Genomic DNA, 18,294 nt, shown 5'->3' with positions numbered 1-18,294 from the left:
TCTGAGCGGTCGCGCCGGATCAGGGCACGCTCAGAGGCGGCTTAGGAGCAGACGCGCGGAAAGGCAAGCCGCCGTGGCGGGGCTTGCGGGGCCGAGAATATGGCAGCGCGTAAACATGGTTAAACCATAGGGATGATGAACGGCGTTGAAAACCCCCGATCTGGCGGTGATTTGCGTCTTGAAGCAGGGTGGACGCCCGCTAGCTCTTGGCGTCATGAAAGATGCATTGGTGATAGGCGCCTCGGGCGGGATCGGATCGGCCCTGGTGGCCGAGTTGGAAAAACGCGACGTACGTGTGACGGGGCTGTCACGCTCCGTCGATGGGTTGGACGTGACGGACGAGGCGTCGGTCGAAGCGCATCTGGGCGCGCTGGACGGCGAATACGACCTTGTCTTCGTGGCCACGGGCGCGCTGGAATTGGACGGACGCGGGCCCGAGAAGTCATTGAAAGAATTGAGTGCTGAGGCAATGGAGGCGCAGTTCCGGGTGAATTGCATGGGGCCGTCTTTGGTGCTGAAGCATAGCGTTCGGCTGTTGCCGCGCGACCGGGAATGCCGGTTTGCCGCCCTGTCGGCGCGCGTCGGGTCGATCGGGGATAACGGGCTTGGCGGCTGGTACAGTTACCGCACGGCCAAGGCGGCGGTGAACCAGATGATCCATGGCGGAGCGATCGAACTGGCCCGGACGCACAGGCAATCGATCTGCGTGGCGCTGCATCCCGGCACGGTGGAAACGCCGCTGACCGAGAAATTCGCGGGTGGGCACAAGACGGTGACGCCCGAGGCGGCGGCACGGAACCTTCTGGATGTGCTTTCGGCGCTAAAGCCCGAGAATACAGGGCAATTCTTCGATTGGGCCGGGAAGCCGGTGCCGTGGTGAAGCGGCTGATCCTGGTGCTGGGAGACCAGCTGAGCAAGACCCTGTCGGCGCTGCGTGAGGCCGACAAGGAGAGCGACCTCGTGGTCATGGCCGAAGTGGCGGACGAGGCCAGCTACGTCGGGCACCACCCCAAGAAAATCGCGCTGATCTTCTCGGCCATGCGCCATTTTGCTGAAGAATTACAGGGTGATGGCTGGCAGGTCGCGTATTCGCGACTGGACGATGATGACACGTCGAAATCCATCGTTGGCGAGCTTATGCGGCGCGGACAGGAGCATGGCACGACCGAGGTGGTCGCGACCCGACCCGGCGAGTGGCGGCTGGTCGAAGCGCTGGAGAATGCCCCGCTGACGGTGACGGTGCTGCCGGATGACCGCTTCGTGGCCTCATTGGACGAGTTCAACAAATGGGCCGAGGGGCGCAAGTCCCTGAGGATGGAGTATTTCTATCGCGAAATGCGTCGCAAGACCGGGCTGATGATGGACGGCGACGAACCGGCGGGCGAGAAGTGGAATTACGACCACGAGAACCGCAAGCCGGCCTCGGGCGACATGCTGCGCTCGAAGCCGATGGAATTCACGCCGGATGAGATCACCGAAGAGGTTCTGGATCTGGTCGAGGAGAAATTCGGCAATAATTTCGGCGCGTTGCGGCCGTTCACGTCTGCTGTGACACGTGGCCAGGCGCTGCGGGCGCTGGACCACTTCGCCAAGAACCTGCTGGACTGCTTCGGCGATTATCAGGACGCGATGTTGCAAGACGACCGGTTCCTGCACCACTCGCTGTTATCGCAGTATTTGAACATCGGATTGCTGGATCCTGTGGAAATCTGCACCCGTGTGGAGGAAGAATGGAAAGCCGGGAACGTGCCGATCAATGCGGCGGAGGGCTTTATCCGGCAGATCATCGGCTGGCGGGAATACGTTCGGGGGATCTATTTCCGGGAGGGTCCGGACTATGTGACGCGCAATGCGCTGGGGCATGAGAGGGATTTGCCCTGGATGTATTGGGGCGGTGAAACGCAGATGAACTGCGTCGCCCATGCCGTTGATCAGACACGGGAATTGGCCTATGCGCACCACATCCAGAGGCTGATGGTGACGGGCAATTTCGCGCTTCTGGCGGGGGTGGACCCGGGCCAAGTGCACGAGTGGTACCTGGCGGTTTACCACGACGCGTACGAATGGGTGGAGGCGCCCAACGTGATCGGGATGAGCCAATTCGCGGATTACGGGATCATCGCGTCGAAGCCGTATGTCAGCTCGGGCAATTACATCGACAAGATGTCGGATTACTGCGGCTCCTGCGCCTATTCCGTCAAGGACAAGACCGGTGAAAAAGCGTGTCCTTTCAATCTTCTATACTGGGACTTTCTTGTAAGGCACCGGGAGAAATTCTCGAACAACCCGCGCATGGGGCAGATGTATGCCACGTGGGACCGGATGAATGACGACCGCAAGGACGCGGTTCTGAAAGGCGCGAAACGCATCTTGGACCGGCTGGATGCGGGCGAAATCGTGTGAGGGCGCGACTCGAAGGTTAACGGCTCGGATATCGGCGGAATCGGCAGGTCGGTATCGCGTCGGTATCCGGGTGGTATCGCGGCGGTACGGTTTCTAGCGTCTTGCCGGGTTAACGCAGCGTGCGGAGTTCATGTTTGATTAACCGGGGCGCGCGTGGGTTTTCACCCACCCTACGAGGTCCCGGATCAGGTCCGGGACGGGCGGAGCGAGGAGTCAGTTGCTCCCTTCGGTGGTCGCGTCTTCGGTGGTCTCGGCTTCAGCCTCCGTCTCGCCGCCCTCTGTTGCGGTTCCGGTTTCGGCCTCCGTCTCGCCCTCGGGCGAGGTTCCCGTGTCGGCGGTGTCGGATGTCTCCGCGCCGGCCTCGGTGCCGGAGGCCCCGGAGGTGTCCTCGGGGACGGCGGGGGTCTCTTCCTCAGTGACGGTGGTGGTCTGCTCGGCCAGGGCGCCGTCGGACCATTCGCCGGTCGCCTCTTCGCCGGTGGCGTAGCGCATGGTGCCGGTTCCCTGCCGCTTGCCGTTCTCGAACGTGCCCTCGTAGACGTCGCCGTTGGTGTAGGTGGCGACGCCCCGGCCCGAGATCTCGCCGTTTTGCCATTCGCCTTCGTAGACGAAGCCGTCGGGCATGGTGATCTTGCCGGTGCCGTGGCGCTGGCCATCGACGAATTCGCCCTCGTAGACCGTGCCATCGGCATAGGTGGCCGTGCCCTGGCCGTGGCGTTGGCCATCACGCCATGCGCCTTCGTAGCGGTAGCCGTCGGGATAGGTCATCACGCCCTGGCCGTGGTTCTTGGCGTTCTGGAACTCGCCTTCGTAGACCAGCCCGTTGGGATAGGTCGCCTTGCCTTGCCCGTCGATCACGCCGCCCGACCACTCGCCCTCATAGGTGGCGCCGTCGGGATAGGTGACCTTGCCCTGGCCGTTGGCCAGATCGTCGCGGAACTGGCCCTCATAGACCGAGCCGTCGGGGTAGGTCACGGTGCCTTCGCCGGAGATCTTGCCCGCGACCCAGGAGCCTTCGTAGCGGTAGCCGTCGGAGCCGGTGAAGGTGCCTTGCCCGTGGCGGCTGTCATCGGCGAACTCGCCTTCGTAGACATCGCCGTTGTTGTAGACCACGCGGCCCGTGCCCTCGCGCCGGCCGGCGACCAGCTCGCCTTCGTAGACGTCGCCGTTGGGCTGCGTGAGCTTGCCGGTGCCGTTGATCTGGCCCTCGGCCCAGGTGCCTTCGTAGATCAGGCCGTCCTGCATCGTCAGCGTGCCTTCGCCATCGCGGGCGCCGCGCTTGACCTGGCCTTCATAGACTGCGCCATCGGGATAGGTGATGGTGGCCGTGCCTTCCTTGACGCCGTTCACCCAGTCGCCGTCGTAGATATAGCCGCCGGGGCTTTCCATGCGGCCGCGGCCGTGGTGCTGGGCATTGCGGAAGCCGCCTTCGTAGCGGACGCCGTTGGCATAGACCGCGACACCCTCGCCGGTGATCTTGCCATCCTCCCACGTGCCCTCGTAGGTGCCGCCGTCGGAGAAGGTGATGCGGCCCACGCCCTCGGGCTTGCCCTTGGCGAACTCGCCCTCGTAGACCGAGCCGTTGGGAAAGCGGGCGGTGCCGCTGCCGCGGATCTCGCCATCGACCCATTCGCCGGAATATTCATAGCCGTTGGGCAGCGTGTAGGTGCCGGTGCCATGCTGAAGGCCGTTGCGGAACGTGCCCTCGTAGATGCCGCCATCGTCATACTGCTTGGTCTGGACCTCGCCGTCCTGCGCCAGCACCGGGCCGGTCAGCCCAAGCACGGCGGCCAGGACGATAGATGTGACGGTTCTGCTCTGCATGTCTGCCCACTCACCCAGGTTCTGCGACAACCCCCCAACGGGTCTGCAAGAGCGTAATTGACCGGCGCAGGGGTGACAACGGCTTTTCCCGGTTTCGGCTTTCCCTCGCGCGTTCATCTGTTAAATCGAAGGGGAGCGATAATTTGCAGGGGTTTACGGGCGCATGGCGGATCGGTTTCGCGTGACATTGGCACAGCTGAACGCCACGGTGGGCGACCTGGAGGGCAACGCCGCGCTGGCGCGCAAGGCGTGGGAGGCGGGCCGCGAGGCCGGGGCCGACCTTGTGGCGCTGCCCGAGATGTTCATCACCGGGTACAACACGCAGGATTTGATCAGGAAGCCGGTGTTTCACCAGGCGGCGATTGCGAAGATCGAGGACCTGGCCAAGGAGTGTGCCGTCGGCCCCGCGCTGGCCATCGGCGGGCCGGCCCTGGAAGGGGCGGAGCTGTATAACGCCTATTACATCCTGAAGGGCGGCAGCATCACCGCCTGCGTGCTGAAACATCACCTGCCCAACGAGACGGTGTTCGACGAGGTGCGGCTGTATGCGTCGGGCGATGTCATGGGGCCTTATGCGGTGGACGGTGTGCGCATCGGGTCGCCCATCTGCGAGGACAGCTGGCACGAGGACGTGCCGGAGACGCTGGCCGAGACCGGGGCGGAGTTCCTGCTGGTGCCCAACGGCTCGCCTTACTATCGCGGCAAGCTGGCGCATCGGCACCAGTTGATGGTGGCCCGCGTGGTCGAGACGGGGCTGCCGCTGATCTACCTGAACCTGGTGGGGGCGCAGGATGACCAGGTGTTCGATGGCGGGACCTTTGCGCTGAACCCCGGGGGCGGGCTGGCGGTGCAGATGCCGCTGTTCGAGGAAGAGATCGCGCATGTGGACCTGGTGCGCGGGGACGACGGCTGGCGGATCGAGAAGACCGAGCTGGCGCATATTCCTGACACGCTGGAGACGGATTACCACGCGATGGTGCTGAGCTTGCGCGATTACATGCGCAAGACGGGGTTCGGGAAAGTGCTGCTGGGCCTGTCGGGCGGTGTCGACAGTGCGATTGTCGCCACTATCGCGGTGGACGCGCTGGGGGCCGAGAATGTGCGCTGCGTGATGCTGCCGTCGGAATATACCTCGCAAGGGTCGCTGGACGATGCCAAGGCCTGTGCGGAAGCCTTGGGCGCGCGGTATGATTTCGTGCCCATCGCCGAGGGGCGGGCGGCGATCACCAATACGCTGGCGCCCTTGTTCGAGGGCACCGAGCCGGGGATCACCGAGGAGAACATCCAGTCGCGGCTGCGCGGGCTGTTGTTGATGGCGCTTTCCAACAAGTTCGGTGAGATGCTGTTGACCACCGGCAACAAGTCGGAGGTGGCGGTGGGCTATGCCACGATCTATGGCGACATGGCGGGCGGGTACAACCCGATCAAGGACCTGTACAAGACGCGGGTCTTTGATGTGTGCCGGTGGCGCAACGCCAATCACCGCGAGTGGATGATGGGGCCCGCAGGCGAGGTGATCCCCGAGACCATCATCGTAAAGCCCCCCAGTGCCGAACTGCGCGAGGACCAGAAGGACAGTGACAGCCTGCCGGATTACCCGGTGCTGGACGGGATATTGCAGATCCTGGTGGACGAGGACGGGTCGATCGAGGATTGCGTCAAGGCGGGGTATGACCGCGCGGATGCGGCGCGGGTGGAGCACCTGATCTATATCAGCGAATACAAGCGGTTCCAGTCGGCGCCGGGCACACGGTTGTCGAAGCGGGCGTTCTGGCTGGACCGGCGTTATCCCATCGTGAACCGGTGGCGGGATGGGGGCTAGGCCCGCCGATTTTGCGCCGGTGGTGCGGGTTTGTTAGGGTTCCGGCGTGATTTGAGCCGGGAGATTGATATGACACGTTTCTTCACCGCAATGGCCGCGATGCTGCTGGCCGTGCCGGCCTGGGCGGCGGAGTTGAGCGACGGATTCGAGGCGATCGGCACGATGACCGTCACGCTGAACGGCGAGACGATGGAGCTGGTCATTCCCTATGATGTCGAAGGCGAGGAAGCCTATGCCGAGCAGAAGATGATCATGGGATCGTCGCTGTCGATCAACGCCGTGGGGCAGACGGTCGGCGAGGACGGCACGCCGGGGCGCCCCATGGTGCAGGTCACGCTGCTGGAGCAGGGCGGCGAGATGCGGTTGCTGTCGGCGGAGATCTACGACGATCAGGGCTATGACTCGCCCCTGGCGATGGGTGCCGATGGCGGTGAAGGTACGCTGACCGCCTTTGATCTGACCGAGAACAACACGCTTTCGGCGACAGTCGAGGGCACATTCCTGCGGCTGACGGGCTATATGGACGAGCCGCGCGTGGCTGATGGGGCCGAGCCTGTGGCGGCGACGATCCGATACAAGACACAGCTGGCGCCGCTGGAGTGACGACGGGCCGCGCCGCAAACGGTCAGACGCGGGCCCGGATCAGCAACCACAGGCACAGGGCGCTTTCGGCGACCATCGGCACGAGGTAGGCGGGCTCGATCAGGGCCGACGCGGCGGGCGCGAGCAGGCGCACGAGGCTTCCCGCGGCATATACCAGCGCCGAGGCCGCGATGCCGGCCGCGATCAGTTTCGGCACCGCCGAGCGCCAGAACAGGACCGCCATCAGGCCGCAATTGACCGCGAAGAGGATCAGCCCGACGTCATAGCCGATGGCGTGCAGGGCGGTCATGTGCACGGCAATGCGCGGCGCATCGGCCAGCAGCGCCGGCGCGCTGGCCAGCGCCATGAGGCTGGCGCCGATAAGAATGGCCTGGCCCAGCCGAAACACCATCGCGGCCAGCGCAAGCGCGGGGGAAACCGGGCGCATCAAAGTGAAAAACACGAGCGCAAGGGCCACGTCCGCCAGCAGCATGACCGTGTCGGCCAGCAGGCTGAGCCGCAATTGCCAGAGATTGCCGGCAAGCATCCGGGCGACCTCGTCGGGCGTGCCCCGAAGCAGCGGGCCGCGGAGGACAAGTTCGGCGGTCAGGCCGCAGAGAATGATCGCGAGATACAGCGCCCCGGCGACGCGGGCGAGGCGGGGATCGGCATGAGAGGGCGCCACGTCGGGCTCCTTTGCGGTTGGTCGGGTCCGGTATAGCCCACCCGCCGCGTGGCGTTAACCATCATCGCGCCAGCGGGATCACGTGGCAAAAAAGAAAACGGAGGCCCCGGAAGGCCCCCGTTTCCCGTCCCTCGACGACTGGCTTATTTTTGCAGTTCGGTCCAGATCGCGGTGTAGAATTCCTGCGCCTCGGCGGGGCAGGCGGTGGTGAACTGACCGGCGGCCTTCAGGTCTTCGGGCACGACGATCTCGGGCGCCGTGCGCATCTCCTCGGGCATGAATTCCTCGGAGCCGTCGATGCCGTTGGCGTAGCGGGCGAAGTCCGACAGCATGGCCGCGTTTTCCGGGTCCATGATGAAGTTCAGGAAGAGCTTGGCATTCTCGACATTCTGCGCGTCGGCAAGGATCGCGGCGCTGTCCATCCAGACCGGGTAGCCTTCTTTCGGATAGCCGTAGGACACGTCCTCGTTGTTGTTGCGGGCGCGGAAGGTCGAGCCGTTCCAGTTCACCGACGCCATGACGTCGCCGTTCGACAGCTTCTCGGTCATGCCGTAATCCATGCTCATCCACTTTGGCTTGGCCTCGATCAGCACGTCGCGGGCTTTCTTCAGCACTTCCTTGTCGGTGGTGCAGGGCTCGCCGCCGACGTAGAACAGCGTGAGGTTCATCACGTCCTGCATTTCCGGCACGACGTTGACCTTGCCCACCAGTTCCTCGGGCGGGTCGAGGAAGATGGAGGAGGTGTTGATGTCGCCGTCATAGGCCGACTTGTTCACGGCGATGCCGGTCGTGCCCCATTGCCACGGCACGGAATATTCGCGGTTCGGGTCCCATTCCACGTTCTTCCACTGCTCGGAGATGTTGCCGTAGTTTTCCATCTCGGGGATGCCCGGCTTCATCAGGAGGCCCTTGTCGATATAGACGCCCATGTAGCTGTGCGTCGGCACGACGATGTCGAAGCCGTGGCCGCCGGCCTCGATCTTGGCCAGCGCGGTGGTGTTGCTGTCATAGTCGGTGATGGTGACGTCGACGTCGAATTCCTGTTCGAACTTCTCGATCATCTCGGGGCTGGTGTAGTTGCCCCAGTTGTAGATGTTGAGCGACCCTTCGGCATGGGCCGCCCCGGCCAGCGCGATGGTGGCCACTGTGGTGGTCAGGTATGTCTTCATCGTCATTCTCCCTTGGTGTGGTTGTGCGCGGGTTAGTCCCGCTTGCGGTTCAGTATAAAGAAGGCCGTCAGCAATAGCACGGTCAGCGCGAGGAGCGCGGTGGAGATCGCATTGACCTCGGGCGTGACGACGCGGCGCAGCTGGCCCAGCATGTAGGTGGGCAGGGTATCCTGCCCGGCGGATTTGACGAACTCGGTGATGATGACGTCGTCGAGCGAGATGACGAAGGCCAGCATCGCGCCGGCGGCGATGCCGGGCATCATCAGCGGCAGCGTCACGTGGCGGAAGGTCTGCCAGGGCCGGGCGTAGAGGTCCGACGCGGCGGTTTCCAGCGCGAGGTCCATGCCTTCCAACCGGGCGCGGATGGGCAGGTAGGCGAAAGGCACGCAGAAGGCCGAGTGCGCGAGGATCAGGTAGGCCAGCCCGGTGTAGCCGGTGGCGACCTTGATCGAGGCGAAGAAGATCAGCAGCGCGACCGCGGTGACGATTTCGGGCACCATGAGCGGCTGGTTGATCATCACGTAGATCAGCGTCTGGCCCTTGAAGCGGCCGCGCCGCGTGGTGCCGAGCGCGGCCATGGTGGCGACGGTGGTCGAGATGAACGCCGCCGAGACGGCGATGACCAGCGAGCGCACGGTGGCTTCCTGGACTTGCGTGTTGTCCCATGCCTCGACGTACCAGCGGGTGGAAAAGCCGCCCCAGAGCGCCACGGATTGGGAATCGTTGAACGAGTAGATCACCATCGTGACGATCGGCGCGTAGAGCAGCACGAAAGTCGTGAGCGCGATGGCGGTGAAGCCGGGCAGGGTGGTGACGGAGAAGCTCTTGCCCTTAGCCATTGGTTTCGTCCCTCGACGTGACGCGGACATAGGCGAGCAGGGCCACCAGCACGATCATCAGCAAGAGCAGCGACAGCGCCGCGCCGAGGGGCCAGTTGCGGCCCTGGCCGAACTGAAGCTCGATGAAGTTGCCGATCATCATGTTCTTGCCACCGCCCAGGATGCGGGGCGTGACGTAGGCGCCCAGCGAGGGGACGAAGACGAGGATGGACCCCGCGACGATGCCCGGTTTCACGATTGGCAGGATGACGCGGCGCAGCACCTTCATGCGGGAGGCGTAGAGGTCGTACCCGGCTTCGACCAGCCGGAAATCGAAGCGGTCGATGGCGGCGAAAAGCGGCAGCACCATCAGCGGCAGGTAGACATAGGCCATGCCGATCAGCACGGCAGTGTCGGTGTAGAGGATCTGCAAGGGCTGGTCGATGATGCCGAGGTTCATCAGGAAGGAGTTCAGGAGGCCCTGGTTGCGGACCACTTCCATGATGGCGAAGGTGCGGATCAGCAGGTTGGTCCAGAACGGAATTGTGATCAAAAACAGCCAGAAGCCGCGCTTGTTGGGCGGGCGCGTGGCGATGAACCACGCCGTCGGAAAGCCGATGGCGAAGGCGATCAGAGTGGTCAGCACCGACAGTTTCACCGAGCGCCAGAAGATCGTCAGGTGCGCGTCGGCAAAGGTGACGGTGTCGTCGAAGATGTCACGCTCGAAGAAGACGCGGAACCACGCCTCGGTCGTGAAGTCCCACACCACGCCGGAATATTCACCCGGTTCGAGAAAGGCATAGACCACCACGATCAGCAGCGGGCCGGCGGCCCCGAGCGCCAGCAGGATCAGCGCCGGGATCGACAGGATCCAGCCGGTGCGTCCGCTGCCGTGGGTGGTGCCTGCCATGCTAGTCCTCCAGCACCCGGACCGCGCCGGGGACGAAATCGAAGGCGACGGTCTGGCCTTCCTGCAGGCCGGTGTCGCCCGAGGGCGGGCTTTGCATCCGGGCGACCACCTCGGTGTCGTCGGACATGCGCAGGTGGCAATGGGTGTCGGTGCCGAAATAGACGGTTTCGGCCACGCGGCCCTGAAGCGTGCCGTCGCCGATGCGGACCTGTTCGGGGCGCACTGCAAGGCTGACCTTTGCGCCCGCGCCGGCGGCGTCGAGATTGTCCACGGCGATGACGTCGCCGGTGGGCAGGCGGACGCCGCCCTGTTCGACCGTGCCGGTCAAGACGTTGGTTTCACCGATGAAATCGGCGACGAAGCGGTTGACCGGCTTGTTGTAGATCTCGCGCGGGCCGCCGATTTGCAGGATCGAGCCGTCGCGCATCACGCCGATGCGGTCGGACATGGTCAGCGCCTCTTCCTGGTCGTGGGTGACGAAAACGAACGTGATGCCGGTCTCGGTTTGCAGGCGCTTGAGTTCGAGCTGCATCTCCTTGCGCAGCTTGAGGTCGAGCGCCGAGAGCGGCTCGTCCAGCAGGAGCACCTCGGGGGCGGGGGCCAGCGCGCGGGCCAGCGCCACGCGCTGTTGCTGGCCGCCGGAGAGTTGCTGGGGTTTGCGCTCGGCGAAGGCCTCGAGCTTGACCAGCGCCAGCATCTCGGCCACGCGGGCCTGGACCTGCGCCTTGGGCGTGCCCTGCATGGTCAGGCCGAAGCCGATATTGTCGGCCACGCTGAGATGCGGGAAGAGCGCGTAACTTTGGAAGACGGTGTTCACAGGGCGGTCGTAGGGCGCCATCGTGCTGATGTCGCGCGCGCCCAGCAGGATCATGCCCGATGTGGGCGATTCGAACCCGGCGATGAGGCGCAGCAGGGTGGTCTTGCCACAGCCCGACGGGCCCAGGAGGGTGAAGAATTCGCCCTTGTTGATCACAAGGGATACGTCGTTCAGGGCGCGGACTTTCTTTTCGCCGGCGCCGTACTCTTTTCGGGCCGCTCGGGCCTCGACCGCGGCTTCGGTCATGCGTTGTCCCCCATGTTCATGACCTTAGTGTTTCCCGACAAGGCCACGACATTCAAGTATTTTCAGGTGTCGATACCGGGCAATGCCGGAATTTGATCAAACCATGGGCGGGCGCGTTCCAGATCGGCGCAGAGCGACATCAGCGCGGTATCGGCGCCGAAGCGGGCGGCGAGGTGGATGCCGATGGGCAGGCCGTCGGCGCCCCGGCAGAGCGGCAGCGAGACGGCGGGCTGGCCGGTGGCGTTGAAGGCGGCCGTGTAGGGGGAATAGGCGAAGATTCCGCCCTCGCCCACGCGGTAGGCCACGTAATCCTCGGTGTCGTGGGCGAAGCGGCCGATGGCGGCGGGCGGCTCGGCCAAGGTGGGGGTCAGCAGGATGTCGTAATCCTGGAAGAACGCGGCCATCCGGCGGCCATAGGCGTGGACGGTTTCCACCGCATCGAGGTAGTCGGCCCCGCTGATGGTTTCGGCATAGGCCACGGCGCCGCGGGCGACGCCCTCGATGTCGCCCTGGCGCAGCTCACGGCCCTGTTTCGCCAGCGCCGCACGCACCCAGGAGGCGGTGCCGCAGGCGACGATTTTCGTCCAGGCGTGCATCATTCCCGTGGTGTCGGCGGCGGGGCGGGCTTGGGTCACGTGGTGGCCCAGTTCCTGCAAGAGCGCGGCGGCGTCCTGCACGGCGGCCTGGCATTCGGGGTGGATTGCCTCGCCGGTGAGGGTGGTGTCGCAGAGCGCGATGCGCAGAGGGCCGTTGGGCCGGTCGAGCGATTCCATGCAGGTGCAGGGCATGGGCGGTGCGACGTAGGGCGCGCCGAGATCGGGGCCGCAGACGATATCGAGCAGGAGCGCGGTGTCGCGGACCGAGCGGGTGAGAAAGCCCTCGATCGCGGGGACGATGCCAGCGGCGACCGCCGCGCCCGAGCCGCCCGACGAGCCGCCGGGGGTGCGGTCAATATCCCAAGGGTTACGGGTGGGGCCGCCATAGATCGCCGCCTCGGTCGCCGCGCCCACGCCGCCCTCGGGCGCGGCGGTGCGTCCGAAAGTGACGAGGCCCGATGCCTCGAGCCGGTCGTAGATGGTGGAATTCATCCTGTAACTGGTGTTCGCGAGCAGGCGCGAGCCGAGAGAGGCGGGGTGCCGGGTGGATTCCGCGCCCATGTCCTTGAGCAGGAAGGGCACTCCGGTGAGCGGGCCCTTGGGCAGGCCGTCGGCGATCATCCGACGGGCGGTGTCGGAATAGTCGTGGACCACGGCGTTGAGCGCGGGGTTCACGGCTTGCATCCGGGCCAGGGCGGTGTCCAGCAGGTCGTCGGGCGTGGCCTCGCCCCTGGTCACGAGGCCGGCGAGGGAGGTCATGTCGTGGGCGCGGTAATCATCCATGGGGTCAGAATGCACGGGGCGCGTGGGGGTGCAACGGGAATGTTGGTGAGAGAGGTCGAGGTCCCGGGTCAGGCCCGGGACGGTCGGTTCGACGATCTCTGTCGCGCGGAACAAAGGCGCGGCCCTGCCGCGCCGGCGCGCGATCGCCGACCGCCCGGACGGGCTGGCGATTTGGTGACGTGAGCACTTCGATTGGAGGTTTTGCGGATGTGGCGGCGATAAAGCGCCATGAACGATTGTGGGGTCGCCATCCCGCGGTCTGGCGCTCGCGCGGCATTGCAGGGCTACGTATCCCGGACCTGATCCGGGATCTCTTGCGGCGGGAGGTCCCGGGTCGAGCCCGGGACGGGGTCCGCTATTCCCACCAGCGGTCGATGCTGGCGATGTCGTCGTCGGACCAGCCGAAATGGTGGGCGAATTCGTGCACCGTCACATGGGCCACAAGATCGGCCAGGTCCACGTCGCCACGGTCGCGCCATTCCGCCAGGATGGGCTGGCGGAAGAGCCAGACGATATCGGGGCCGGTGGGCTGATCGAAGACCGACTTTTCCGTCATCGGGATGCCATCGTAAAGCCCGGTCAGCTCGACCGGATCGGACATGTCGAGGCTGTCCAGCATCTCCCGGTCGGGCCAGTCGGCGACGTGGATGGCGACGGCCCGCGCGGCCTCGGCAAAGACATTGGGAAAGCCCGCCACGGTGCGGCGGGCCACGTCTTCCATCCAGTCCAGAGAAGTGTCGGGCGCGGGCATGGATGTGATCTAGGCCGCGCGCCCGGAAGGTGCAACCGGTCAGAGGCGCAGCTGGTAGGAACTGGGCACGTAGGCATAGCCGCTGTCCGATTTCTCGACGAAGCCGGTGGCGGGCCAGGGCATGTGGTAGCCGACGAAGGGCATCTTTTCGGTGGCCAGCATGTCGAGCAGCGTCTTGCGGGTCTGCGCGGCCGCCGCCTTGTCCATGTCGAACTTCACCTCCCAGTCGGGATGGGCGAGCGACCAGACGTAGTGGTTGGCGAAATCGGCGGCGATCATCAGGCTTTCGCCTTCGCTTTCGATGATGTGGACCATGTGGCCGGGTGTGTGGCCGAAGGCGGCCATCGCCGTGTGGCCGGAAAAGCCCGCATCGCCGTCGCCGATCATGGTGAATTGCTCGGCCAGCGGGCGGACCTTGGCCTCGAAATTGTCGTCGCCCGCGGCGGACCAGTGATCGAACTCGGCCGATCCGGTGACGTAGGAGGCGTTGGCGAAGGTGGGCGCGTCGCCGTCCATCAGCCCGCCGATATGGTCGCCGTGCATGTGGGTGATGACCACCGTGTCGATCATGTCGGCGGAATAGCCCGCGGCCTCGAGCGCCGCGGTCGTGCCTTCAGCGTTCAGGCCGGTGTCGAAGAGCACGAGTTCGGAGCCGGTGTTGACCACGGTGGGAGTGAAGAAGAACTGCGCCTTGTCGGTGGGGATCATCGCGGCATCGGAGACGGCGGCGAACTCGTCTTCGTCGACATTCAGGCCGAAGATGGTGTGCGGATCGGGGCGCGTGGCCTCGCCCGCCAGCAGGGTCGTGACCTCGAACCCGCCCAGGGTGAAGCGGCGGAAGGGCGGGGTGGCGGCGCCCAGCATCGGCGCGGTGGCCCAGGCGGGCAGGGCGGATGCGGCGGAAAGGGCGGTGGCCGAGGCGATGAAACCGCGGCGGGAGAGGGGGGTGGACATGTGAAACCTCCTGTTGCTGTCGATCGGATAGATATAGCGCGCCCTTGGAAAGTCGCGCATGGACCGTGCGCCATTCACGGGGAATTGAGGCATGGGGGTGAGGCCTCGCGGTCCGACCGGGCGGCCGGGACGCCCGTGATACTGGACAAGCGACCCCCCTTGTGACATTTGGCGCGGCAACAGGAGACACCCCATGACAACCACCCGTTTCGCGCCGTCCCCCACCGGGTACATCCATATCGGCAACCTGCGCACCGCGCTGATGAACTTCCTCATTGCCCGCAAGGCCGGGGGGACGTTCATCCTGCGTATCGACGACACCGATCCCGAGCGGTCGAAGCAGGAATACGTGGACGCAATCAAGGAAGACCTGGAGTGGCTGGGCCTGACCTGGGACCGGGTGGAGCGGCAGTCGGAGCGGCTGGACCGCTATGCGCAAGCCGCCGAGACATTGCGCGGGATGGGGCGCTTTTACGAGGCGTTCGAGACGCCGACCGAACTGGACCTCAAGCGCAAGAAGCAGCTGAACATGGGCAAGCCGCCGGTCTATGACCGGGCGGCGCTGGGGCTTTCGGACGAGCAGAAGGACGCCCTGCGCGCCGAGCGGGGGGATGGCGTGTGGCGGTTCAAGCTGGATCACGAGCGGATCGAGTGGGACGACGGGATCCTGGGGGATATCTCGATCGACGCGGCCAGTGTCAGCGATCCGGTGCTGATCCGGGGCGACGGGCAGGTTTTGTATACGCTGGCCTCGGTCGTGGACGACACGGAAATGGGCGTGACCCACGTGGTGCGCGGCTCGGACCACGTGACCAACACCGCGACGCAGATCCAGATCATCGAGGCGCTGGGCGGCAGCGTGCCAAGTTTTGCGCACCATTCGCTGCTGACCGGGCCGCAGGGGGAATCGCTGTCGAAACGGCTGGGCACGCTTTCCTTACGCGATTTGCGGGCGCAGGGGGTGGAGCCGATGGCGCTGTTGTCGCTGATGGCGCGGCTGGGCTCGGCCGATCCGGTGGAGTTGCGCAGCGAGATGGCGGAGCTGATCGAGGGGTTCGACATCTCGCGGTTCGGTTCGGCGCCGACGAAGTTCGACGCGAATGACCTCTTTCCGCTGACGGCACGGGTGTTGCAGGGGCGCGATTTCGCGGACGTGAGGGCGCATATCGTCGGGCTGGGCGTGCCCGAGGACCAGGCCGAGCGGTTCTGGAGCGTGACGCGCGAGAACATCACGACGCTGCACGACCTGGAGCCGTGGTGGGTGATGTTCCGCGACGGGGCGGAGCCGGTCATCGACGACGAGGACCGCGAGTTCGTGGCCCAGGCGCTGGCGCTGTTGCCCGAGGGACCGCATGACGGCGACACCTGGGGTCAGTGGACGAACGCGGTGAAGGAGGAAACCGGCCGCAAGGGCAAGGGCCTGTTCATGCCGCTGCGCAAGGCGCTGACCGGGCAGAATCACGGGCCGGACATGAGCCAGGTCTTGCCGCTGTTGCAGGTGATCAAGGCCAAGGGCTGAGCCGCGCGTCGGCCCTGGCGGGCGGTCAGGCGGGGTCCGGAGCCTACGCCGGGCGCGCCCGTTCGGTGCTTTGCGGCAAGGTCAGGCGGCGCTGGGCAGGCCGTCGTGTTCGCTGCGCGTCAGGCTGAATTGACCGACGAGCTGTTCCAGGTGGCCGGCATAGGTGTTGAGGTCCTCGCACGTGGTGCGCGCCTCGGCCGCCATGGTGGCGGTTTCCTGGGTCACGTTGTCGACCCGCGTGACGGTGGTGTTGATGTTTTCCAGTTCCGAGGCCTGTTCCTCGGTCGCCTTCGCCATGTCGGAGACAAGCTTGTCGATCTGCGCGACCCTTTCGAGGATCGACTTCAGTGCGGTGCCCGCCTCTTTGACCAGTTCGACGCCGTTCTTCACCTGAAGCGAGCCGTTGCCGATCAGGGTCTTGATCTGCATCGCGGCTTCGGTCGAACGCTGGGCGAGGGCGCGGACCTCCGAGGCGACCACCGCGAAGCCGCGGCCCGCGTCGCCGGCGCGCGCCGCCTCGACACCCGCGTTCAGGGCCAGAAGATTCGTCTGGAACGCGATGTCCTCGATCAGGACAATTATCTGGGCTATCTGCTCGGACGAGCCGGAAATCTCTTCCATGGCGTCGACGGCCTGCCTGACGACCGGATCGCTTTCCAGTGCCGCATTCTTCGCGGCCTGGGTCGTCTGCTGGACCTCGCCCGCGCCGAGCGAGGCGGCCCTGACGCTGGAGGTGACCTCCTTTACCGCGTCGGCGGTGTTGCGGACATTCTGCGCCTGCTCCTCGGCCTTGAAGGACAGGTCGCCCGACGATCGCTCGAGCGCGCCGCTGCCCGAGCGTATGCTACGGGTTGCGTCGACGACCTTGCAAAGAGCGTCGTTCAACCTGGAAACGGTGGTGTTGAAATCGTGCCTGAGGCTTTCGTATTCCTGCGGGAACGGAGCGTCAAAGCGCTGCGCCAGGTCGCCGTCCGACAGGCGGTTGAGCCCGTCGCGGAGGGCCGTGACAACCTGATCCTGTTCGGCCTTGATCCGCTCCTGGTCGGCCTTGAGCGCCTCGGCGCCCTTTCGCATCTCGATCGTTTCCTGCTTGAAGTGGAAGATCGCCGAGGCCATCTGGCCAAGCTCGTCCTTGCTGTCGATCCCGTCGATATAGACCGTGAAGTCACCGCCGGTGAACTTGTTGATCACCGAAATCAGGTACTTGATCCGCGCGATCATCCGCTCGAAGGCGAACACGGCGAAGGCCAGGACCGAGACCGCCAGCACCGTTCCGAAGATCGCAAACCGCTTGAGCGTGGTGTCGGCCGTCGCCTCGATCTCGGCCGATTTGACGCGCACGGCCTCGAAAAGTTTCAGTTCCTCGGCGCGCAGCAGGTCGATCCAGGCTGTTGAAATCGCGAACCATTCCGGCGCCGTCAAACCATCGAAATTGCGGGTTCGAGACCCGGCGAGGATACGGTCGCGCGCGGATCGGATGGTTGAGAATGCGTCGGACGCCCTGATCCGGGCCAGCCATTCCGGGTCTTCGAGCGTGCCGGCGGCTTCGGTCAGAAGCGCCTCCTGTGCGCCGTTCAGGCGCAGGTAGCGATTGAAGACAGCCGGTCTGAAGCCGCTGCCAAGGCCGGTCGCGCCCATCGCGCGCTCGAGCCCGGCGGCCTCTTTCGCCGCGCTGAGAAGGGTGCGCGCCTCCAGCAGGGCGTTGGTTTCGCCCCGGGTCGTCCTGCTGGCCACGGGGCGTTCGAGCTCGAGCAGGTGGGTGATCGTCTCGGTGTAGAACGCGGCCATGTCGGGCACGGCAAGACCGAAGGCATCCACCTGCTTGCGCATGTCTTCGAGTTGGTCCAGCCGCGTGTTGACACGGGCGATTTCGGAGGCCCGTGCGCGGCGCAGGGCATACACCTCTGACGTGAAGGCGGCGATGGCCGCGTCGGAATCGGTGCGCTGTTGCGACAGGTCGGACCTGAAATTCGCGCCGCGGGAGGCGATGAGACCGGCGGAAAAGCCGCGTTCCTTTTGCAATTCGTGCACGAGCGCGCCCACGATCGCGCTTTCATGCGCCAGGATGCGGGAGGTCTCGGCCTGGCCGGCATCGGCGCGTTTCTGGGCCACCTCGACCGATGTCAGGTATCCGACCGCTGCAAAGAGCGGCGCAATCACGAGAAACATCACGACACGCAGGCGCACTGATCAAGCTCCAGTCCTGTTCCGACAGGCTCTGGTCTTACACAGCGTTCCTTTCCGCCCCGTTAATCGGTTGGAATGTTCAGTCAGCTCGGCCCGGCACGGCGCCGGACCCGGTCCGGCCCCGCAGTCTGGCTGAAAAACGAGGCACCCTGGCGCCCGATCGGTGCTTCTTTGCCGATGGGGCGCGTATTTGAGCAACACACTGACGTGGCTCTGCGAGCGCGGGCT

Annotated in this window: 15 protein-coding genes; 5 read left to right on the top strand and 10 right to left on the bottom strand. The window is 65.3% G+C overall.

From position 1 onward, the window contains the following. The first annotated feature begins 214 nt into the window (after window positions 1-214). Window positions 215-880 carry an SDR family NAD(P)-dependent oxidoreductase gene (locus tag ACQY4V_RS12620; RefSeq protein WP_428512198.1) on the top strand — a complete coding sequence of 222 codons (666 nt, stop codon included), beginning with the start codon at window positions 215-217 and terminating at the stop codon, window positions 878-880. After that, the gene (locus tag ACQY4V_RS12615; protein ID WP_428512196.1) at window positions 874-2,403 is read left to right on the top strand and encodes a cryptochrome/photolyase family protein; all 1,530 of its coding nucleotides are present in this window, start codon (window positions 874-876) and stop codon (window positions 2,401-2,403) included. The genes ACQY4V_RS12620 and ACQY4V_RS12615 overlap by 7 nt, the downstream gene beginning before the upstream one ends. A 213-nt stretch (window positions 2,404-2,616) precedes the next feature. On the opposite strand, the gene ACQY4V_RS12610 is transcribed toward ACQY4V_RS12615, so the two are convergent. After that, the gene (locus tag ACQY4V_RS12610) at window positions 2,617-4,227 is read right to left on the bottom strand and encodes an MORN repeat-containing protein (RefSeq protein ID WP_428512194.1); all 1,611 of its coding nucleotides are present in this window, start codon (window positions 4,225-4,227) and stop codon (window positions 2,617-2,619) included. A gap of 163 nt (window positions 4,228-4,390) precedes the next feature. Between ACQY4V_RS12610 and ACQY4V_RS12605 the strand changes: the two genes are divergently transcribed. Both ACQY4V_RS12605 and ACQY4V_RS12600 read left to right on the top strand, forming a co-directional pair. Continuing rightward, a complete protein-coding gene (locus ACQY4V_RS12605; protein ID WP_428512192.1) occupies window positions 4,391-6,049 on the top strand; it encodes an NAD+ synthase in 1,659 nt (552 codons plus the stop codon). Between the two features lie 69 nt (window positions 6,050-6,118). After that, window positions 6,119-6,652, top strand: a complete 534-nt coding sequence (locus ACQY4V_RS12600) for a hypothetical protein (protein WP_428512190.1) — start codon at window positions 6,119-6,121, stop codon at window positions 6,650-6,652. 22 nt (window positions 6,653-6,674) lie between these two features. Here the strand turns inward: ACQY4V_RS12600 and ACQY4V_RS12595 are convergent, their stop codons facing one another. From ACQY4V_RS12595 to ACQY4V_RS12560, 8 genes are all read right to left on the bottom strand, one after another. Then, window positions 6,675-7,316, bottom strand: a complete 642-nt coding sequence (locus ACQY4V_RS12595) for a DUF4386 domain-containing protein (RefSeq protein ID WP_428512188.1) — start codon at window positions 7,314-7,316, stop codon at window positions 6,675-6,677. Between the two features lie 143 nt (window positions 7,317-7,459). Beyond that, a complete protein-coding gene (locus ACQY4V_RS12590) occupies window positions 7,460-8,485 on the bottom strand; it encodes an extracellular solute-binding protein (protein WP_428512186.1) in 1,026 nt (341 codons plus the stop codon). Between the two features lie 32 nt (window positions 8,486-8,517). Continuing rightward, complete coding sequence (locus ACQY4V_RS12585; RefSeq protein WP_152493452.1) at window positions 8,518-9,324, bottom strand: ABC transporter permease; 807 nt, start codon at window positions 9,322-9,324, stop codon at window positions 8,518-8,520. Next, window positions 9,317-10,213: an ABC transporter permease gene (locus ACQY4V_RS12580; protein ID WP_428512183.1), complete on the bottom strand. Its 897-nt coding sequence runs from the start codon at window positions 10,211-10,213 to the stop codon at window positions 9,317-9,319. The genes ACQY4V_RS12585 and ACQY4V_RS12580 overlap by 8 nt, the downstream gene beginning before the upstream one ends. 1 nt (window position 10,214) lies before the next feature. Beyond that, complete coding sequence (locus tag ACQY4V_RS12575; RefSeq protein WP_428512181.1) at window positions 10,215-11,276, bottom strand: ABC transporter ATP-binding protein; 1,062 nt, start codon at window positions 11,274-11,276, stop codon at window positions 10,215-10,217. A 62-nt stretch (window positions 11,277-11,338) separates the two neighbouring features. Beyond that, a complete protein-coding gene (locus ACQY4V_RS12570) occupies window positions 11,339-12,655 on the bottom strand; it encodes an amidase (RefSeq protein ID WP_428512179.1) in 1,317 nt (438 codons plus the stop codon). Window positions 12,656-13,010: 355 nt separating this feature from the next. Then, window positions 13,011-13,406 (bottom strand): metallopeptidase family protein, encoded by a 396-nt coding sequence (locus ACQY4V_RS12565; RefSeq protein WP_428512177.1) that lies wholly within the window; start codon window positions 13,404-13,406, stop codon window positions 13,011-13,013. A gap of 39 nt (window positions 13,407-13,445) precedes the next feature. Then, entirely contained in the window at window positions 13,446-14,360 is a 915-nt protein-coding gene (locus tag ACQY4V_RS12560) for an MBL fold metallo-hydrolase (protein ID WP_428512175.1), read from the bottom strand. Window positions 14,361-14,553: 193 nt separating this feature from the next. Here ACQY4V_RS12560 and gltX point away from each other — a divergent pair, with 193 nt between their 5' ends. Next, entirely contained in the window at window positions 14,554-15,879 is a 1,326-nt protein-coding gene (gene gltX, locus ACQY4V_RS12555) for a glutamate--tRNA ligase (protein ID WP_428512173.1), read from the top strand. An 81-nt stretch (window positions 15,880-15,960) separates the two neighbouring features. Here the strand turns inward: gltX and ACQY4V_RS12550 are convergent, their stop codons facing one another. Further along, the gene (locus ACQY4V_RS12550; protein ID WP_428512171.1) at window positions 15,961-18,066 is read right to left on the bottom strand and encodes a methyl-accepting chemotaxis protein; all 2,106 of its coding nucleotides are present in this window, start codon (window positions 18,064-18,066) and stop codon (window positions 15,961-15,963) included. Between the last annotated feature and the right edge of the window lie 228 nt (window positions 18,067-18,294).

It is taken from the genome of Roseovarius sp. (genome assembly GCF_965277045.1).
GTDB lineage: Bacteria > Pseudomonadota > Alphaproteobacteria > Rhodobacterales > Rhodobacteraceae > Roseovarius.
The sequence above is the reverse complement of the archived record's forward strand: the minus strand, read 5'-3'. Positions and strand labels throughout refer to the sequence as shown.